Source organism: Vibrio sp. ES.051 (genome assembly GCF_002563795.1).
Classification (GTDB): Bacteria; Pseudomonadota; Gammaproteobacteria; order Enterobacterales; family Vibrionaceae; genus Vibrio.
This window is the reverse complement of record NZ_PDJL01000003.1, coordinates 166,068-185,201: the sequence shown is the minus strand read 5'-3', so window position 1 is coordinate 185,201 and position 19,134 is coordinate 166,068. Positions and strand designations below refer to the sequence as shown.

General features: G+C 45.1%; 18 protein-coding genes. 8 read left to right on the top strand and 10 right to left on the bottom strand.

Translation table 11 applies throughout. From position 1 onward, the window contains the following. The first annotated feature begins 18 nt into the window (after positions 1-18). Positions 19-492, top strand: a complete 474-nt coding sequence (locus ATG66_RS01510) for a peroxiredoxin (protein WP_098413648.1) — start codon at positions 19-21, stop codon at positions 490-492. Between the two features lie 369 nt (positions 493-861). On the opposite strand, the gene ATG66_RS01505 is transcribed toward ATG66_RS01510, so the two are convergent. The 5 genes from ATG66_RS01505 to ATG66_RS01485 all read right to left on the bottom strand — a co-directional run bounded on the left by ATG66_RS01505 (position 862) and on the right by ATG66_RS01485 (position 6,170). Further along, positions 862-1,266, bottom strand: a complete 405-nt coding sequence (locus tag ATG66_RS01505; protein ID WP_098413647.1) for an SPOR domain-containing protein — start codon at positions 1,264-1,266, stop codon at positions 862-864. Positions 1,267-1,668: 402 nt separating this feature from the next. Then, complete coding sequence (gene yghU, locus ATG66_RS01500; protein ID WP_098413646.1) at positions 1,669-2,526, bottom strand: glutathione-dependent disulfide-bond oxidoreductase; 858 nt, start codon at positions 2,524-2,526, stop codon at positions 1,669-1,671. A gap of 253 nt (positions 2,527-2,779) precedes the next feature. After that, positions 2,780-3,628, bottom strand: a complete 849-nt coding sequence (locus ATG66_RS01495; protein ID WP_098413645.1) for a mechanosensitive ion channel family protein — start codon at positions 3,626-3,628, stop codon at positions 2,780-2,782. A gap of 368 nt (positions 3,629-3,996) precedes the next feature. After that, positions 3,997-4,197, bottom strand: coding sequence for a restriction endonuclease subunit S (locus tag ATG66_RS01490; RefSeq protein ID WP_098413644.1), 201 nt, complete (start codon positions 4,195-4,197; stop codon positions 3,997-3,999). Between the two features lie 56 nt (positions 4,198-4,253). Beyond that, complete coding sequence (locus tag ATG66_RS01485) at positions 4,254-6,170, bottom strand: methyl-accepting chemotaxis protein (RefSeq protein ID WP_098413643.1); 1,917 nt, start codon at positions 6,168-6,170, stop codon at positions 4,254-4,256. A gap of 298 nt (positions 6,171-6,468) precedes the next feature. On the opposite strand from ATG66_RS01485, the gene ATG66_RS01480 reads away from it, so the two are divergent. From ATG66_RS01480 to ATG66_RS01455, 6 genes are read left to right on the top strand one after another with little or no spacing between them, the layout of a single operon-like run. Then, a complete protein-coding gene (locus ATG66_RS01480; protein WP_098413642.1) occupies positions 6,469-7,425 on the top strand; it encodes an AAA family ATPase in 957 nt (318 codons plus the stop codon). A gap of 14 nt (positions 7,426-7,439) precedes the next feature. Continuing rightward, positions 7,440-8,366: a DUF58 domain-containing protein gene (locus tag ATG66_RS01475; RefSeq protein ID WP_098413641.1), complete on the top strand. Its 927-nt coding sequence runs from the start codon at positions 7,440-7,442 to the stop codon at positions 8,364-8,366. A 38-nt stretch (positions 8,367-8,404) separates the two neighbouring features. Continuing rightward, positions 8,405-8,881, top strand: a complete 477-nt coding sequence (locus ATG66_RS01470; protein WP_098413640.1) for a DUF4381 domain-containing protein — start codon at positions 8,405-8,407, stop codon at positions 8,879-8,881. Continuing rightward, the gene (locus ATG66_RS01465; protein WP_179885565.1) at positions 8,874-9,878 is read left to right on the top strand and encodes a vWA domain-containing protein; all 1,005 of its coding nucleotides are present in this window, start codon (positions 8,874-8,876) and stop codon (positions 9,876-9,878) included. The genes ATG66_RS01470 and ATG66_RS01465 overlap by 8 nt, the downstream gene beginning before the upstream one ends. Further along, a complete protein-coding gene (locus tag ATG66_RS01460; RefSeq protein WP_098413639.1) occupies positions 9,871-11,667 on the top strand; it encodes a VWA domain-containing protein in 1,797 nt (598 codons plus the stop codon). Before ATG66_RS01465 ends, ATG66_RS01460 begins: the two co-directional genes overlap by 8 nt. Positions 11,668-11,671: 4 nt before the next feature. Beyond that, a complete protein-coding gene (locus tag ATG66_RS01455; RefSeq protein ID WP_179885564.1) occupies positions 11,672-13,318 on the top strand; it encodes a BatD family protein in 1,647 nt (548 codons plus the stop codon). Positions 13,319-13,442: 124 nt separating this feature from the next. Here ATG66_RS01455 and pstB read toward each other — a convergent pair whose 3' ends face one another. The 4 genes from pstB to ATG66_RS01435 all read right to left on the bottom strand — a co-directional run bounded on the left by pstB (position 13,443) and on the right by ATG66_RS01435 (position 16,987). Next, on the bottom strand, positions 13,443-14,192 hold the full coding sequence (gene pstB / locus ATG66_RS01450) for a phosphate ABC transporter ATP-binding protein PstB (RefSeq protein ID WP_098413637.1): 750 nt from the start codon (positions 14,190-14,192) through the stop codon (positions 13,443-13,445). A 60-nt stretch (positions 14,193-14,252) separates the two neighbouring features. Then, positions 14,253-15,116 (bottom strand): phosphate ABC transporter permease PstA, encoded by an 864-nt coding sequence (gene pstA / locus ATG66_RS01445; RefSeq protein ID WP_098413636.1) that lies wholly within the window; start codon positions 15,114-15,116, stop codon positions 14,253-14,255. 22 nt (positions 15,117-15,138) lie between these two features. Beyond that, on the bottom strand, positions 15,139-16,065 hold the full coding sequence (gene pstC, locus ATG66_RS01440) for a phosphate ABC transporter permease subunit PstC (protein WP_098413635.1): 927 nt from the start codon (positions 16,063-16,065) through the stop codon (positions 15,139-15,141). Between the two features lie 100 nt (positions 16,066-16,165). Then, positions 16,166-16,987: a phosphate ABC transporter substrate-binding protein gene (locus ATG66_RS01435; RefSeq protein ID WP_098413634.1), complete on the bottom strand. Its 822-nt coding sequence runs from the start codon at positions 16,985-16,987 to the stop codon at positions 16,166-16,168. Positions 16,988-17,327: 340 nt separating this feature from the next. Here ATG66_RS01435 and ATG66_RS01430 point away from each other — a divergent pair, with 340 nt between their 5' ends. Then, positions 17,328-18,038 (top strand): lipoate--protein ligase family protein, encoded by a 711-nt coding sequence (locus tag ATG66_RS01430; RefSeq protein ID WP_098413633.1) that lies wholly within the window; start codon positions 17,328-17,330, stop codon positions 18,036-18,038. A gap of 58 nt (positions 18,039-18,096) precedes the next feature. Here ATG66_RS01430 and ATG66_RS01425 read toward each other — a convergent pair whose 3' ends face one another. Beyond that, a complete protein-coding gene (locus ATG66_RS01425; protein ID WP_098413632.1) occupies positions 18,097-19,134 on the bottom strand; it encodes an HlyD family secretion protein in 1,038 nt (345 codons plus the stop codon).

Genomic DNA, 19,134 nt, shown 5'->3' with positions numbered 1-19,134 from the left:
CACAAAAAGGAAGAAATCATGATTCAACAAGGCCAAGCACTACCTGTTGCGACCCTCAGCGAACTGACTGCCGATGGCGTGGTCAATCACGAGGTCACTGAACTGTTCGCCAACAAGAAAGTTGTGCTTTTCGCTGTACCTGGCGCATTTACTCCTACTTGCTCAGAAGCTCACCTACCAGGCTATGTTGTATTGGCAGATCAACTGAAAGCGAAAGGCGTTGATTTGATTGCATGCGTCTCTGTAAACGATGCATTTGTTATGCAAGCTTGGGGTGAAGCGCAAAATGCTTCTGAAATCCTGATGTTAGGCGATGGCGATGCAAGCTTTACCAAAGCGTTGGGCCTTGACATGGATACGGGCGGCTTTGGCGGCGTTCGCTCACAACGTTATGCTATGATCATTGAAAACGGCATCGTGACAACGCTTAACGTAGAACAACCAAAAGAGTTTGAAGCAAGTAAAGCAGAAACCATTCTTGCAGCGCTTTAACTTTTATAATTAATCGCCCCTACGTCATAGGGGCGATTGTTCTCTTATACATCTCAAACTGTTTTCTTCGACCCCACATAATTAGCAACATCGCCAACAAATAAGCACGTTCAGTAACCCCACCACTGTCCCATCACATGCTTTCCCCTCCTAGACTTATAGAAATAACAATAAGGTTTAACATATGAGGCATCATTTGCACTTATATGCATAGTCAAGTATTTCTTAAAACGTGTACGTGGTTATTCCGTTATTGATTTGGTTTATATTAAAAATAAGAAATGATAGGGGGAGGTTTTAAGAATTGAGAGCATATAACACAGCCCCCAATTCAATACCGTTCGATGGTTGGGGGCTTAATAGGAGATGTTAGCGCATTCTCACAACACTTGTTTCTTGTTTGCGCTGCATTTCAGCGAAAGTCAGTACAAACGGAGACGACTGCTTCACTCGACTAGGCAGTGAGGAAAGCGCACTGTAGGCGTCCTGCTTGGTTTCGAAATCGCCAACGGTTACTGTATACCAGCGAGTACCTCGACTATTTTTCCAGTTGACCCATGCAGGGTGCTTGGGATCGATGTAACGAATGTAATCTTTCACATCTTTCTCTTGTTTGAGCGCTAGCACCTGAACCGTGTAATGATTCGGGTTTAAATAGCCATATGCATCTTGAGAATTCATCACTCCAACACACTGCCCGCTATCGACTTGTTGATGAGGCATGGCGCAGCCCATGAGCGAAAAAATCAATGTCAAAGATAAAATCTTGTGCACGTGTCACTCCATTTTGGTTCTAGTTTCTTTTCTCTCACACTCAAAAACTGATAAGTAATATAACCTTCCTGTAAACACAATTTCTTGTGGAAACACCATATAAACAAGACGGTTTACAGTTTTGAGCGTAATGAGTATCCCAAAAAACTAAGGCGACCATCTAGGCCGCCTTAGTAAATTGATTTAATTTAATCAATGACTAGAACCAACTCGCTACAATAAAACCTACCATAATACTGCTTTCCTCTGCTGATTCTAATGCAACTCATTTTTGTCTCTTTAACTATATTCGTACCTACTTAGTCGCACACTTTTACCAACGCCTTACTCTTTGAATATTGGTGGCATCAAGGACCGCTTCTCGCAAAATTCAGCTTCTTGAAATCGTTAGCTATAGGACACTTATGGTTTAAGTTTTAATACATTATCAATATCTTCTGCGCTGTGTCGCTCAGGTAACTGCTCCCATTCTTCCCCCCATGAGCGGTTTACAATGCGACCACGTTTCACCGCCTCACGCTCATCAATCGCGTTCGCCCAACGTACGACGTTCTTATAACTATTAACATCCAGAAACTCAGCGGCGTCATAAGCACGACCTAATACTAAGTTACCGTACCATGGCCATGTTGCGATGTCCGCGATACTGTATTCATTGCCGCCCAAGAACTCATTGTTCGCCAAGCGCTTATCAAGCACATCGAGCTGACGTTTCACTTCCATAGTGAAACGGTTAATTGGGTATTCAAACTTTTCTGGTGCGTAAGCATAAAAGTGGCCGAAACCGCCGCCTAAGTAAGGAGCGGAGCCTTGTAACCAGAATAACCAGTTCATCACCTCAACACGTTTCGCACCTTCTTTTGGTAGGAAGTGACCAAACTTTTCCGCCAGGTAAAACAGAATGTTACCAGATTCAAACACGTTTATTGGTTCATCTCCAGAACGGTCGACTAAAGCAGGAATTTTCGAGTTTGGGTTGACCGATACAAAACCAGAGCCAAACTGATCACCATCGCCAATCTTAATTATGTATGCATCGTATTCTGCCTCTACCACACCAGCTGCCAGCAGTTCTTCAAACATGATGGTCACCTTCTGCCCATTTGGCGTGCCCATAGAATAAAGTTGAAATGGGTGTTCACCAACTGGTAACTCTTGCTCATGTCGTGCACCAGACTCCGGTCGGTTGATGCTCGCCCACTGACCGCCGTTTTCATTATCGTTTGTCCAAACTTTTGGTGGAATGTATTCGTTAGTCATGGTGATCCCTTATTGTGTTTGAATGTATTTGCAAGTTGACGACTCAACGCGCCGACAGCATGATTAAATTTATTCGCCTCATTCTCGAATGGCCATACTCAAGGTATTGATCTGAACTTTCAATATCAATGCTCCATAAGCAAACCATTTTCGATGAATCAAATCTCTTGAGGTGGTTGGAGTCTAGTCAAAAAAATAAACAAACCCGCTACTTTCGACCACGGGCTATATTTAAGCGTAGATTCATTCTTCTTTATCTTTCACTCACGAAAGGAAACCGCTGTTCATAAAGCTCCATAAAGTCCTTACGAATCAGGTGCTCTAGATGGTTTGCCTTATCTGTCGGGCAAAAAATCATAACATGCAGAATTTGTTCGCCATTAATGTTACTTGAAATATGGATATGTGGCTCAGCCCCAGGTAAATCAACACCCGCATGCTTCTCAATCATGGCATTGTAGCGGTGGGCAACATCTCTGAAGTAACTGCAATGTTCTTCGATTTTATCGACCAATGTCGGCAATATAGGGTATAAATTAACGAAGTCTTTCACCACCACAGAAAAGTTATGGTAAACGTAACGCTTCATAAAATTGAGATTTTTTACAGGATAAGTAAAAAACATGCTGTTAGGTAGCGTCGCCGTTTTTCCTGTGTAGTGATACTGACCGTGGTGGAGATCAATTTCTTGGATCACGGTTGCCATCATATTATGTTCGATCACTTCACCACACAACTTACCGACTTCAATCCAATCACCGACTCGGAATGAACGCGAGCTTGCTCTTTGTATGGAGCCAGTAAAACACAAAATGATCTCTTTCGATGCCACAACAATTGCAACAGCTATCGCGGTCACACTTAGCGCGAATTCGTTAATTTCCGACTGCCACAAAATAAATAGAATCAGCAAGGTAATCGTAAAGGTGCCATTTTTAGTTCTGGACATCCAACTGCGCTGATCTTCCGAAAGAAAGGCGTCATCGCCACGAATCATGGACAAAATGGCTCGACGAACTAACCACATGAGAAAAAATATTAATGCAGTAAAAAACAATTTATGAGTGAGAAGAAAATCGACCACCAACTGCACTCTCTCCATTACCCAGCTCCTTTGTATAAAAATATGGCCTATAGCCTATCGATTAGGAATATCTCCTATTAGCAGGTAACCATAACAAATTATTCAGTAAGTTGTCCGCGCAAACCTTTTTAAAAACACCCAAATAACGTCAAGATATTGGGTTCAGCGAAAATGACTTGATTTGCAGCCGCGGCAACGATTTTAAATGAGAGGAATTGACTAAAAATGATTACAGGGGCAATCACTTCTAACTTCTAACTTCTAACTGGTGAATTATTGGGGTCTAATCTTTTTGAAGAGATAAAAAAAGGGAGTATCGACGACTCCCTTTGTTAAGAATAAGCGTTGCTCTTTCGAGCTAATGTTGACAATGAAAATGACGCTATCTAGTGAACTGGCACAGCGTTTTTCTGGTTAAATTGACCAAAGTGTTGCTCTAACACTTCTGGCGTCAGTTTACCTTCTGCTTCTAGCTTTTTCAGCTCTGCAACAATCGCTTTTTGTTCCTCTAGCGATGGTAGCTTTACTTCTGGCTCTTGCCCTGCTTCTTGAGATATCTGCTCTAGTTCATTTTCAAAGTCATTCATAGTACTCACCCAAATATAGTCATTGAACTTTTAAACTTGGTCTATTCTATCCAACTCTAAAGCTTGAAGCTACCAACCATCTTATCCAAACGAGCTGAGAGGGCTTGAAGGTCACGACTCGCACCAGCCAGCTCTTCAGCTGTCGCCGTCGTCATTTCATTGATTGCGTTGCTCTCTTCGATGTTCTGGTTGATCGCATGAACCACGGTAGATTGCTCTTCCGTCGCCGTCGCCACTTGGGTATTACGGTCTGAAATGTCAGTAATTCGCTCGGATATGTTAATCAATACTTCTACCGCTTCATCTGTAGACGCAACCCCTTCAATCGTCACTACCTTGCCTGCTTCCATGGCACTAACCGCATCTTGCGCATCGCTTTGAAGTTGGTTGATCATACGCTGGATCTCTTCTGTAGAGTCGTTTGTACGTGATGCAAGGTTTCTCACTTCATCGGCTACCACTGCAAAACCACGACCTTGCTCACCCGCTCGGGCCGCCTCAATCGCCGCATTAAGCGCCAACAAGTTAGTTTGCTCTGATATATCACGAATGACTCCAAGAATAGAGCCAATCTCTTTGGTAGTAGAAGCCAATTGAGTCACGACGATATTGGTTGACTCGACATCATCGGCTAAACGGCTGATGACTTCTTTTGCTTTCATCACAACCTCACGACCGATTTGTGTATTCTCAGAGGCCTGATTAGCCGTGTCGGCAGCGGTTGCAGCATTAGAAGCAATCTCACTGATGGTCGCGCCCATTTGATTAATAGCGGCGACGACTTGAATGGTCTGGTCACGTTGCTCTTGGCTATTGTCATACGTTGATGTCGCTTTCAACGAGACGCTCTCCGCTGCGTGACTCAATGAGCCACTGGTCAACGCCACTTCTTTCATCGTTGTGTGGATCTTCTCAATAAATCCGTTAAAGCCCTTTGAAAGCTGCGCAATTTCATCATTACCCTGAATTTCAATACGCTGCGCCAAGTCGCCTTCGCCTTGCCCAAGGTCGGTAAAACGATCGGCAATCAGTCGAATTGGTTTCGTGATACTGTTCGCCAACCATACGCCCATTAAGATAAACACTACAGCCACGATGATGGTTGTAAACAGCATTTTTTGAGCGGTTGCATTCAGGTCAGCAAATACTTCGTCAACGGGAACCACACCAATGACGAACCAGTTCATCGAAGGCACATAAAGGCTAGAGACAAAGGTATCCTGCCCTTCAAACTCTACATTTATCAGGTTAAAGCTATTTTTATTCAATAGCTGATTCACATCGCTTCCGAAAAGCTTAGCAATCGATGTTTGGTTTTTGCCCTGTTGACGGTGTATTTGAATATTACCCTGATCATTTGTCAGGAAAACATAACCGGTATCTTCAATGTTAAAGCCATTGAGCAGCGAAACCATATCATCGATCGATTTAGAAAGACCCGACATTGACGTCCCATTCAGGTCTTGGTAGTTGGCAAACATTTTTACGTCGCCATTCGCCTCTTGGAAAATGCTTACTGATGTCTCTTTTCGTGAAGAAGTAAAGTCAAAGAACCAAGCATCTTGTGTTTGATTAAGCTGACGTAAGAAACCATTTTGGTTCCAGTAATAGGCCGTTTGACGATTTGCGACTGACGCATCGTTCAGATCATATTGGGATTTCACGTTATTCAGCTGCTGAACCAACTGAGCTTCTACCGACGGGTCGCGGTCTGTATTCGATAAGGCTTCAACAATAAACTCGTTTGTCGCAAGCTGTTTTGCGGCTTGTTGCATTTCTACAACTTCGCGGTCAATTTCCGTATTGATTTGTTGCAAGATTGCCGGTAGCTCAATATCAATAAGACGGTGGCTCAACACATCTCTTGCATGGCGCTGAGCCATCACACCAACAATGATTGTTGATGCCAGAACAGCGAAAGTAATACCAAGTACAACCTTCTGTTTGATACTCAGAGAATAAAGTTTCAACATATTCGGACCTTTTAAAGAATCACTTGTCATTGACCCCAAAATTGGCGAACTCAGGGGCATTCATATCACGATATTTATATCGGCTCACGTTGATAAAACTAGAGGTATTTCTCACTATCTGATGAAAATTAGATGTAACGTGTTGTCATTTAAGTACTTTGCTCGTTAACAAGTGCTTGCAATTCTTTTTTACGCCCCAATATTGAACAATAATTGCGAGAGCGAACTGGAACTTTTCCTTATCGGAAGTAACCAATACTCAAAACCAAAAAACAAATGGATATCGAGAGTCCAAAGCATGCATAAATCTAACTTCGAAAGCCTTCAGTATTACCTAGAATCGCAAATCATTGGTCAGCAAGATCTAGTCAAGCAACTACTTGTTGCCCTTTTGGCAGATGGACATATTTTGGTTGAGGGTCCTCCAGGGCTGGCAAAAACCCGTGCAGTAAAATCACTCTCAGACTGTGTTGAAGGTGACTTCCACCGAATTCAGTTTACCCCTGACTTGCTGCCAGCCGATTTAACCGGCACCGATATCTTCCGCCCCGAAACCGGAGAGTTCACTTTCCAATCTGGCCCTATCTTCAACTCGCTTATTCTTGCGGATGAGATAAACCGCGCGCCAGCCAAAGTGCAGGCGGCGATGCTTGAAGCAATGGCAGAAAAACAAGTCACAGCCGGCCGTCATACTTACCCGCTGCCAGAGTTGTTTTTGGTCATGGCCACTCAAAACCCGATTGAACAAGAAGGGACTTATCCGCTGCCGGAAGCGCAGCTAGACCGCTTTTTATTACATTTAGAAGTGGAATACCCAGATGCGGAGCATGAACTCTCTATCTTGCGTATTAACCGTGGTGAAGCAAAAGGCGAAACGACCGTCGAGCGCCCAATGTTAAGCCAACAAGATATATTCACCGCGCGTAAAGAAGTGCTGGATATTCACATGGCAGAAACGATAGAACAGTACATCGTTCGTTTAGTTATGGCGACACGTCGAGCCCGCGAATATGACACTGAACTGGATAAATGGTTGTCAATGGGCGTTAGTCCGCGTGCCACCATCGCTCTGGATCGTTGTGCTCGTGCGCACGCTTGGCTTGCGGGTCGTGATTTTGTCTCCCCAGAAGATGTTCAAACCATGGCTTATCCGGTTTTGCGCCACCGTTTATTACTGAGTTACCACGCGCAAGCGGAAGGCATTACCGCAAACCAAGTCATCGATAAGTTGTTAAACCTCGTTGGCAGTGCCTAGGACGGGTGAATGATATGTCCACAACGCATCCACTGCCACCTCATGCGAATGGGGTGACATTAACCCTTGAAGAGCTGCTGCAATACCGCACTCAATCTGTACGTTGGTTGCCACCCGCACAAAATATCTGGTCGCAAATGAGCGGTAACCATACCAGCCGCCAAAAAGGGCGAGGTATGGATTTTATGGAAGTTCGCCAATACCAACCTGGCGATGATATTCGCAGTATTGACTGGCGGGTAACGGCTCGTACCGGGAAAGCGCACACCAAGCTGTTTGCAGAAGACAAAGAACAAGCTGTGATTCTTTACCTTGACCTGAGTTCTAGCCTGCATTTTGGATCTAAGTATGTGCTTAAGTCGGTTCAATTGGCCCACTTTGCCAGTGTGCTAATTTGGCTCACTTTGGCTAAAAAGGATCGCATCGGTGCGGTGATTGACGATGGACATCAATGTTTTGAGTTTCGCCCTTCCTCTCTACAAAAACAGGGGCTGCGGATTCTTAATGCTATCGTCGATACACATAACGCGCAGGTGGCTCGTACTGCCAACAGCGAGGCTCGTACACTGCCGTATACTCAGGTGTTAGAGACACTTCATACACTGACACCTAAGGGTAGCGAGCTGATTATGCTTAGTGACTTTGCCCACATAAGCGCAGCAGAGTTGACACAGTTACGTCGACTAAAACAGCACAACAGTGTGAGGGCTATTCAGTTTTATGATCCATTAGAAAAAGGCGAAACAAACTTTAGAGGCCAAGTAAAAGCCTCGGATGGACAACGTAGCCAATGGTTCAACTTTGGCTCCAAGGGCCAAAGAAAGGAACTCGAAACACACTTTACTCAACACCAAGAAACCATTAAACATCAATGCCATTCGATGGCGATTCCATTTAACACGCTATCAAGTGGTTGGCCCCTAATTTCACAATTAAGCTAACAAACTGTACCAGCAGCATTTATTAAGCAGTAATAATAATGACAACAGACAACCAAAGCCTAGACCTTGAACCTCTGATTTTACCAAACGCTCCGGATTGGTTTCCGCTCGCTTGGGGATGGTGGACAGTGCTGGCGGCCACCGTGCTTTTCGTTTTTAGCATTTATCTTTATGCGAAATGGCGTAAAAAACGCCTACGCGCGCAAAAGACAGCCTTAAAACTTTTAACTCAATCTGTCACACCTCATACCCCCTCCTCTGCTCTGGAAATATTGCGTCAGGCGGCATTGAGTTACTTTCCGCGTGAAGAAATCGCACCATTAACTGGGATCGCTTGGTATGAATTTCTCGATAGCCATACCAAAGAAACTCGATTTGTAGACAAACAACATCAGTGGCAAGAGGCGTTGTATCAGAAGTCCTCTCAAGAAAACCATCAAAGCTTGGTCGATGATTGTGTCTTTTGGATAACTCACGCCTTGCCACCAAAGAAAAAGGCAAATAACCGTGACTGAGCCAACACTCATAACCAGTCTTGCCCAATGGCTAAACATTGAATTGGTCTGGTGGTGGGCACTATTTTTGCTGCCCGTCCCCTGGCTGGTATACAAGCTCCTGCCACAAGAATCTCAACAAGCCGAGATCAAATTGGCGTACTTACCAACGAATGAGAATGGCAGCAAGCCTAAGCAAGCCCTGCAAAAAGCATTATCAATGGCGATCTGGGTTCTGCTGATCATTGCTTGTGCGCGTCCAGTTTGGTTTGGTGATCCAGTTGAGTTTCAACCCAAATATCGGGACTTGATGTTAATCGTCGACCTATCTGGCTCGATGCAGCAAGAAGACATGGAGCTCAACGGCGAATATATCGACCGCCTCACCGCTGTCAAAAAAGTTCTGTCGGATTTCGTGGCAAAGAGAAAAGGCGACCGTCTCGGGGTTGTTTTGTTTGGCGATCACGCGTATTTGCAAACGCCACTCACTGCAGACCGTAAAACCGTCATGCAGCAGATTAATCAAACCGTCATCGGCTTGGTTGGTCAACGAACCGCCATTGGTGATGGCATTGGCCTAGGCACGAAAACCTTTGTAGACAGTGACGCTCCGCAACGAGTCATGATTTTGCTCAGTGACGGCAGCAATACTGCTGGTGTGCTCGAACCGCTCGAAGCAGCGGAAATCGCGAGAAAATACAATGCGATCATTTACACCATCGGCGTAGGCGCTGGTGAAATGATGGTGAAAGAGTTTTTCATGACTCGCAAGGTTAACACCGCAGCCGACTTGGATGAGCAAACACTCACTAAAGTGGCAGAGATGACGGGAGGACAATATTTTCGGGCGCGAGATACTGAGCAGCTCGAAAAGATCTACGACACGATCAACCAGCTCGAGCCCGTGTCTAGCGACACGCAAACTTGGCGTCCGCAGTCAGAATGGTTCCCATACCCATTAAGCGCTGCATTCGTATTGTCGGTATTGTTATTCCTACTGAGGAGAAAACATGGCTGAGTTTATTTTCCTTAACCCTTATTGGCTGTTGGGGCTCATCGCGATCCCTATCGCGCTCTTGCTCAATCACAAATTTAGAGCAAAAAATTCGACACTGATTGCTCCTCATCTAGCAAAAGTACTCGGACAAAACGCGCAGTCCAAACACTATTTTATTCTCTGGGGCATAGCTTGGGCGATTGCCTGTATTGCGCTAGCGGGACCAAGCTGGCAATCCAACGCTCGACCAAGCTTTGAGTTAAACCAAAACCGCATTTTAGTGCTTGATATGTCTCGTTCGATGTTTGCTACGGACATCAAGCCCAATCGACTAACACAAACGCGTTATAAAGCGCTGGACTTACTTCCTAAATGGCAAGAGGGCGCTACGGGGCTTATTGCTTACGCTGGCGATGCCTATAACTTAAGTCCACTGACGACCGACTCAAGCACGCTTGCCGGCATTATTGAGAATTTGTCACCAGAACTGATGCCTTTTCAAGGGGCAAACCTGCCTTCCGCGATTGAATTAGCGCTTAATCAGTTCTCTCAAACAGGCACGCTGCAAGGCGACATCATCGTGTTAGCCGATGACCTTGATGAATCAGAGCTGTCTCGCGCGTTGAATTTAGTCAAAGGTAAAAACATTCGCATCTCTGTTCTCGCAGTAGGAACTGCTAATGGCGCGCCCATCGCCCTACCCGACGGTTCGCTTTTAAAGACAGCACAAGGTACAACAGTCGTAGCGAAAACAAACCTTAAGAACTTACAAGTACTAGCCAAGCAAACAGGTGGAATTTTTGTTCCTATTCAGCACACCAATCGCGATGTTGAGAACATTTCGGCCTTTACGAACAACGTTGGCAGTCACCTTTCGGCCAAGCAGAGTGAAGAAGTGAGCACTGACTCTCGCTTAAATGGTGGCTTTTGGTTACTGCCGCTGTTACTTCTGCCTGCAGCTTTACTGTTCCGACGCGGCCTGATTTGGATGTTTGTGGCAACCATAATACCGATGACTTGGACACCACACGCCGAAGCCAATCCGTTCTTAAATGCCGACCAACGAGGAGCGGAACTCTACAAGCAAGGGGAATATGAACAAGCCCAAAATCTATTTACAAACCCAAGCTGGAAAGGGGCAGCCAGTTACCAAAAAGGTGACTACGAAGCCGCTATCGAAGCATTTTCTCATGATGCCTCTCTTAACGGCCGCTATAACCTTGCCAACTCTCTGGCGCAAAATGGCCAATTAGAAGAAGCGGCAGAGCTTTATAAAAAACTGCTTGAAGAAAAGCCTAACTTTGAAGCCGCAAAGAAAAACCTGTCGGTTGTGGAACAGAAGCTGAAACAGCAACAGCAACAGCAACAGCAACAGCAACAGCAACAGCAACAGCAACAGCAACAGCAACAGCAACAGCAACAGCAACAGCAACAGCAACAGCAACAGCAACAGCAACAGCAACAGCAACAGCAACAGCAACAGCAACAGCAACAGCAACACAAGTCTCAAAACGGTGAGAAGGAAGAGCAAGGGCAGCCGTCACAAAACCAGCAAGAATCTGAAAGTAAAACAGAAAAGAAAAAAACAGAGCAACATCGACCAAAACAAGATGAAAAGCAAGCTCAGGAACAAGGTGAACCAATGCAGCAGGCTCAAGTGCAGCCAAAAAATACGCATCAGGATGATCCTGAATTCCGTCGTCTAGAAGCCGTCGAAAGCGCTCGCGACCCAAGTTTTTTGATTCGTGCACAAATGCAGCTTCAAGCTCAACAAAAACAACCTCCACAACAATCTCAAAAGGAGTGGTAAGCCCGTGATGAACAAAGGCGTACAACTGATCTTTATTCTTGTGGCCAGCCTATTATCCAGCTTCTCGGTGATGGCACAGACGCTTCAAGCCAGTGTCAATAAAACACAAGTTGCTAAGAATGAAGTGATCAACCTCAGGATCATGGCAGATACTGAGATCAGCTCAGATGCAATTGACTTTAATGTACTTGAGAAAGACTTTTTCTTGGGTCAACCTCATTATGGGCGCTCCAGCAATAACATTAACGGAAGAAAATCTGTGCGTACTGAGTGGAGTATCTCGATTGCGCCGATGAAAGAAGGTGTGCTGACTATTCCGAGTTTTTCCGCTGATGGCATGAGAACGGAGCCAATAAAACTGCGTGTCACCGCAAGCCAAGCAGAACCTAATCTCGATGACCTATTTAGCTTTAATATCAATGTCGACAACCGCACGCTGTACCCTCAGCAATCTGCGACATTACGTATGCAGCTTTTGATCAAAGCGGATACCCGCCGTCTGGATAACCCACAGATTGTGCCTCCACAGATTGAAGGCATGAAGCTTGAAGCACTTGGTGGCTTACAACAGGGACAGAAGATCTTAAATGGATTAGAAGTAGCGGTCATTGAACAGTCGTTTCGCTTAACAGCGAATCAGCCGGGCACTTACACCTTGATCGGTCCTAAACTGAAAGGCTCTTACATTTATGGCGACAGCTTGACGGGCTCAACCAAGATCATGCCAATCAACACCAAAGCTGAGCAAATCTCTATCGAAGTAAAACCAATCCCAAGCGAATTTGAAGGTGAATGGCTTCCAGCTTCAGCGTTAGAAATGACGCAGAGCTGGCAAGACGATCAAGGTAATCCAATGTCGGTTAATGCGCTCAACACTGTCAAACAGGGCGCTTCACTCACTCGAACCATTCAAATTAAAGCTCGCGGAACACAAGCCGAATATTTGCCACGAGTGAGTATTGATTATCCAAGTTCGCTGCGGGTCTACCCAGAACAGCCTCAGTTCGACAGCGCGAAAGATGGCACGGTTATCATGACCATGAAGCAAGTTCTCATCCCAACCGAAGAAGGCTCATATATTTTACCGGGGTATACTCTGAACTGGTGGGACAGTCAACGAGACACGACAAAGCAAGCGACGTTGCCTGAGCTGAATCTAGAAGTCGAGCAAAGTGACACTGGATTGTTCACGTTACCGGAATCCCCCCAGCCAGCACCACCCGCGCAAAGTACCAGTCCAACGCGACAAAATGGCGTGAATGAGATATGGCAAACCTTAACCTTTGTTTTCGCTGGACTATGGGTGGTAACGTTAGTCCTTGCGTTTTTAATTTGGAAAAACCGCCCAACAACCGCACTAGAGCAAACCATACAAGCCGAAAACCCACGCGGTGTCGAGACATTAAAGAACATCATTAAAGAAGGTGACGCCGCTAAAATTGAACGTTCTATAAATGAATTCTTAAATACGCACGGAGAAAGGTTAAATCCCGCGGATGTGCAAGCAGTAAAACAAGAGCTCAATGTGATGAACCAAGCACGCTTTAGTGTGACCCCACAGCCGTGGAGCCCAGACTCGCTACTGGCTAACATTCAAAAACTTGGCCAAGCAAAAATAATAAAACCTAATCACCAGCTAGAAAAACTATAAACAGCAGACTCACAGCTGAAGTGATATCGATAGAAAAGCGTGTACGAGAAAAAAAGCCCCTCGTGTAGAGGGGCAAAATTACCATCGCTTATAGTTATTTGGTTATGCTAATAAATATGATGGATTAACCGAAGTCGCCATTTACGTAGCCTTGAGTTCGGTCGTCTTGCGGATTACTAAAGATCACTTGGGTGTCGTTATGCTCAACCAACTCGCCCATCAGAAAGAACGCCGTGCGGTCGGAGATACGGCGTGCCTGCTGCATTGAGTGAGTGACGATAACGATGGTGTAGTTTTTTTTCAGCTCTTCCATCAATTCTTCAATTTTGTGCGTTGCAATCGGGTCAAGTGCTGAGGTAGGTTCATCCATCAAGATCACATCCGGCTCCATTGCAATGGTACGTGCGATACATAACCGCTGTTGCTGACCACCAGACAAACCAAACGCGTGCGATTTAAGACGATCTTTTACCTCATCCCACAAGGCGGCACTACGTAGTGAACGCTCAACCACTTCATCAATATGCTTCTTGTCTTTGATTCCCTGAGCACGCAGACCATATGCCACGTTTTCATAGATGCTCATTGGGAATGGGTTTGGTTTTTGGAATACCATACCCACTTTGATACGAAGGTCTGCAACGTCAATATTGCCGTAAATATCTTCGCCGTCCATTGCCAGTTTACCGGTGATTTTTACCCCTTCGATAAGATCATTCATACGGTTCAAACAACGTAGCAACGTTGACTTACCACAGCCCGACGGGCCAATCAATGCCGTAACTTGGCGTACTGGAATTGGCAAATTGATCGATTTCAGTGCTTGGTTATCACCGTAAAATAGATCGAGGTTTTCAATGTCAAACTTGTTCATGCTCTTAATCTCTTAAATCTTGAATTCGTGTTTTTAAACGTGCGTTTTTAATTCGTATTGTTAGTAAGTTGCCGTATTAAAACGTCGTGCAATCAGTTTAGTCACCATGTTGATCAAAAGAACAACAACGATAAGCACGGTTGCGGTACCGTAAGCCTGATTCCATTCTTCAACAGTAAACAGTTCGGTCGTCAGTTTGTAGAGGTGAACGGTTAGCGTCCGACCAGAGTCCAACAAAGAATCCGGAATACGCGCCACCATACCTGCGGTCAAAAATACCGGAGCCGACTCACCAATGACACGACCAATACTTAGAATGATCGAGGTTAAGATGCCTGGCATTGCACTCGGAAGGATCAAACGCCAGATAGTGTAGATTTTTGATGCGCCAAGACCATAAGAGCCTTCGCGATACGTTTGTGGCACTGCCATTAACGCTTCTTCTGTGGTACGGATGATCACCGGCAAAATCAGAATACTCAGTGTTAGTGCCCCCGACAGAATCGAGAAACCAAGACCAAGAATGGCGACGAAAAAAGTCATACCGAATAGGCCGAAAATGATTGACGGGATCCCCGCCAGCGACTCGGTACAGAATCGGATAATTTTCACCAAACGGCTGCCGACTTTCGCGTACTCGGTTAAGTAGATTGCCGTCATAATCCCCAGCGGCGCGGCCACTGCGATAGATGCAATAACCATATAGATGGTCGACACGATCATTGGGAAAATGCCGTGCTCTTCACCAGTACGGGTATAGTCATCAGTAATAAAATCCCAATCTACATGTTGTAGACCGTTTGATAGGATGTACCAGATAATCCAGAACAAAAAACCTACCGTTAATCCCGCCGAAATCCAAACGAAAACGTTAAAGACGTTATCTTTGAACTGGCGAGCTTGTTTTAGTTTTGCGCGATCCATAATAGTCACCTTTAACGAGCGATTACTTCGCTTTTTCTCGATTGAGGTAAAGCAATACTGCGTTCAACGACATGATGAAGGCCAGAAGCACCACACCAGTCGCGTAGAGAGCATTCGCGTGGATACCACTGGCGTAAGACATTTCGATAGCAATGTTGGCGGTCAGCGTACGCGCAGAGTCTAAAATGCCTTCTGGCATCGCAGGCGCATTCCCCATCACCATAATAATGGCCATTGTCTCACCGAGTGCACGACCAATACCCAGAATCACACCAGTCATGATGCCTGAACGAGCCGCTGGAACGAGTAATTTAAAAATGGTGTAGATTTTAGATGCGCCCAATGCCAAGGAGCCTTCTTTATAGGCACGTGGCACCGCACGAATTGACGTTTCAGATACCGTAATAACGGTTGGTAGAATCATCACACCGAGCACGATGATACCCGCCAAAATGGTATTACCAGCAGGAACATCAAAGATTTTTTGAATCAACGGTACGATGATAACCAAACCAAAGAAACCGTAAACGACGGAAGGAATACCCGCTAACAGCTCAACCGCAGGACGAATAAGATTCGCAAGACGCTTCGGTGCGATTTCTGCGATAAAAATTGCAGTCAAAACCCCTATAGGCACACCAACAATAACCGCGCCAATAGTTGATACAACAGAAGCAACAATCATAGTCGCAACACCGTATAACGCCGGTGGTAGCCAGTTTTGGCCAAAGATAATGCCCGATACGCCAACTTCTTGGAACGCTGGGATACTTTCTCGAACAATAAAATAGGCGATAACGGCTAAGGATACGATGCCGATCACGGCACTGGTCAGGAACAAGCCGTGAAAGATCCGCTCTCTCCAATCTACACGACGTTTCTCGCGTAGGCCGGGCTTGCTGATAGCTTTAGTATTCATAAGCTTTTCACTATTTGTTGCGATGGTCATTTAAAATATCTCACGGTTCTGGTTTTTGCCGATGAACACGATGAATAGAAAAGGCTCAGCCCTAAATGGCGGACTGAGCAAACTTAAGAGTCCAATAAAATTAATTCACTGAGATGTAACCGTTTTGGTCAACAAGCTTTTGCGCATCTTCAGTTAACATCCAGTCTAGGAATTTTTGAGTTTCTGTTGATGGCTTGCCTTCTTTGTAAAGAACAAGGAATGGACGAGCGACCTTGTAAGAACCACTCTTAACATTCGCCACCGTCGCATCCACACCGTCGATTGCCAGTGCGTTAACCGTGTTGTCTACTGTGCCTAGCGAGATATAACCGATTGCATATGGGTTAGAAGCAACCATTGTTTTAAGTGCACCATTACCGTTTGCAACTTGAGCACGTTGAGAGATAGCCGACACTTTCTTACCTGAAATTTTCATTTTTAACGACATGATGTCTTCGAATGCACCGCGAGTACCAGAAGCCGTATCACGCGTGATAGCCACAATTGGCTTGTCTGCACCACCGACTTCTTTCCAGTTTGAAACTTCGCCTTTATAGATAGCCGTCACTTGTTCTGCGGTTAGGCCAGGCAGTTTGTTTTGTGGGTTAACAACCACTGCGATACCGTCACGTGCAACCACTTCTTCGATTAGTGTTGATTCTTTTTCAGAGTCTTTTAGGTTACGAGAAGACATACCAAGGTCTGCTGACCCATTTTTTGCGGCTTTCACACCAGCGGAAGAGCCCGGTCCTTGCACCTCAATATATACGTTAGGGTTCTTCTTCATGTATGTTTCAGAGAAAACTTCCATCAGTGGCGTTACGCTGCTAGAACCCACTGCAGAGATAGTTTCTTTAGCAGAAACAGGAGTTACTGCCATTGCGCCTAGAAGTGCGATTGCACCGATTACTGTCTTTTTCATCACAATTTCCTTAAGTGGCGTTATTGCCGTTGTGTTTCACTCGAACGATGCTCACTTTAGAATCCGAATATGACAATTGTGTTTCACTTCGTTGAACCCTCTATGACACGTTGTCATTTTTGTGTCTTAATGGCGCAACTGAAGTGACTGGCAATTTGCGGCTTTTACCTAATGGACGCGCTTCTCGCGCACTGTTGTACCAAGCTCATCGTGCAACGAATAGGCGAGCAACGTTACCGTTATCGATTTAGCTAAAAATCTAAAGAGTGATCATGCATCTAGCAATGCCGCAATATCTGAGCTACAAATGAAGCGATAAAAAGCGTACGAGGAATAGAGTTTGGTTTCTACAAATAAGCTAATTCGCTATGTTGCAACGGAAGTGGCTGATGTCTTTGAAAAAGAAAGTGAATTAATGAAACAAGTCCAATCAAATCAACTGTCGCAAGTACTGTTGCTTTGGCAAGTAAAAAGTCCAACCTTGGTGTTACCAGCAGGCAAGAAATGGCTCGTCTCAGAGCAATTAAAACTAACGCTCGATAAGTTAGGGTGGAAGTTGTTTTCACGCAAAACGGGCGGTGCGCCAGTGCCTCAAGTTCCTGGCATTATTAATCTGTCCCACATCTATCACTGGCCAGAAGATAAACCTTACGATATTAAAAAAGCCTACCTTGATTTGTGTTCAATACTGACAGTGTTTTTCGAGCAACTCGGGGTCAACGTTGATGTGCATGCAACGCCTTATTCATACTGCGATGGCGAATACAATCTAAACATCGCAGGACAAAAAGTGGTCGGAACCGCGCAACGTGTTTTGCTTAAGAAGGGGGGTGGCCAAGTCATTTTATCCCAAGCCTGTATTCTGATAGACGCCAAGGTTAATGAGATTGTAGAACCAGTCCAACTATGCAATCAACTATGCGGTCATGACGATGACATTAGAGGCGATGTCCACACTTCGTTGTTTAAGCATATCAAAGCAAGGCCGTCGGTTGACACCCTGTTTCAAAAGCTGACCACTGCGTTTTTAGAGCATGCGAAGAGCATATAACTTTATTTACGAAGCCAAAAGACGAGGCGCTATCCGCTCCCCATCTATTTTTTTGACGTTAAAAGCGAACTTCGATGGTTACCCCTTCAATCCAGCGGCTTTTTTCTAACGGCTCATCAAAACTTAGTGTCACTTTTAAATAAGCAGGTTGGCCTTCAAAAGGACTTTGCAGTTCAGGAGGTAATTTATTCACCACTTCAACTGGCTGAGATACGGTCGCTGCAAACTTTCGGCCATCGGGAAACACCACTTTCGCTTTCTTATCTATTTGACTGTATTCAAGATGCTTCGGATTAAGAAAAGCGATGATTTCTGGTGTCACATTACGAGCAATCGTAAGCATAGGTGTATTTTTTGCCACATTTTGCCCCTCATGTACGTGAATATCCAGCACACGCCCATTTATCGGAGAGCGCAAGGTCAGGCTTTCTTGTTGAGCACGCTTCACCACCAGCTCGCGCATTAATGCTCGGTATTCTTGCGCTACAGGGCCCGCGAGCTCTAACTCTTCAAGGTCGCGCATCGCATCCATATAAGCGATTCTCTGGCTGTTCAACTGATAGCTCAGAGTGTTATTAACACTGACAATGGCTGCATAATCCACTTCAGAAACTTGCCCTTTCTCTCTGTATACATCGTATTTTTTCTGAATTTCTTCGACTTTTTTCAACCCCGCTTCAGAGCTTTCAATCGCGCTTTTGTATAGCTCATCCGTGTTTTGCACCTGCTTTTTAGAAAGCTCAACGAGCTCGTCTTGAATAAAATCAATTTCTTTATTTAACGCATTATCTTGTAACAATATCAGTGATTGCTCCTTCGCCACGACAGAGCCGATATCCACGGGAACGGGTCCCACAGTGGCAGCTCGCGTTGCTGTCACGACCAATGGATAAGAGGTAATCACTCCCGGAGCGGTGACTAAAATTTGAGTTTTAAACAAGTAGTAAGCCATCAATACAAGAGGGCTAATAACAATGGCTAAAATCAGATACCAACGAAGCCGGTAACCACCGCGCTTTGCTTGCCCGTAGACGACTTTCATGCCGCTCTCCGACTGCGGTTTATGCCTTTTATCTAAGTAAAAGTTAACTTTCAT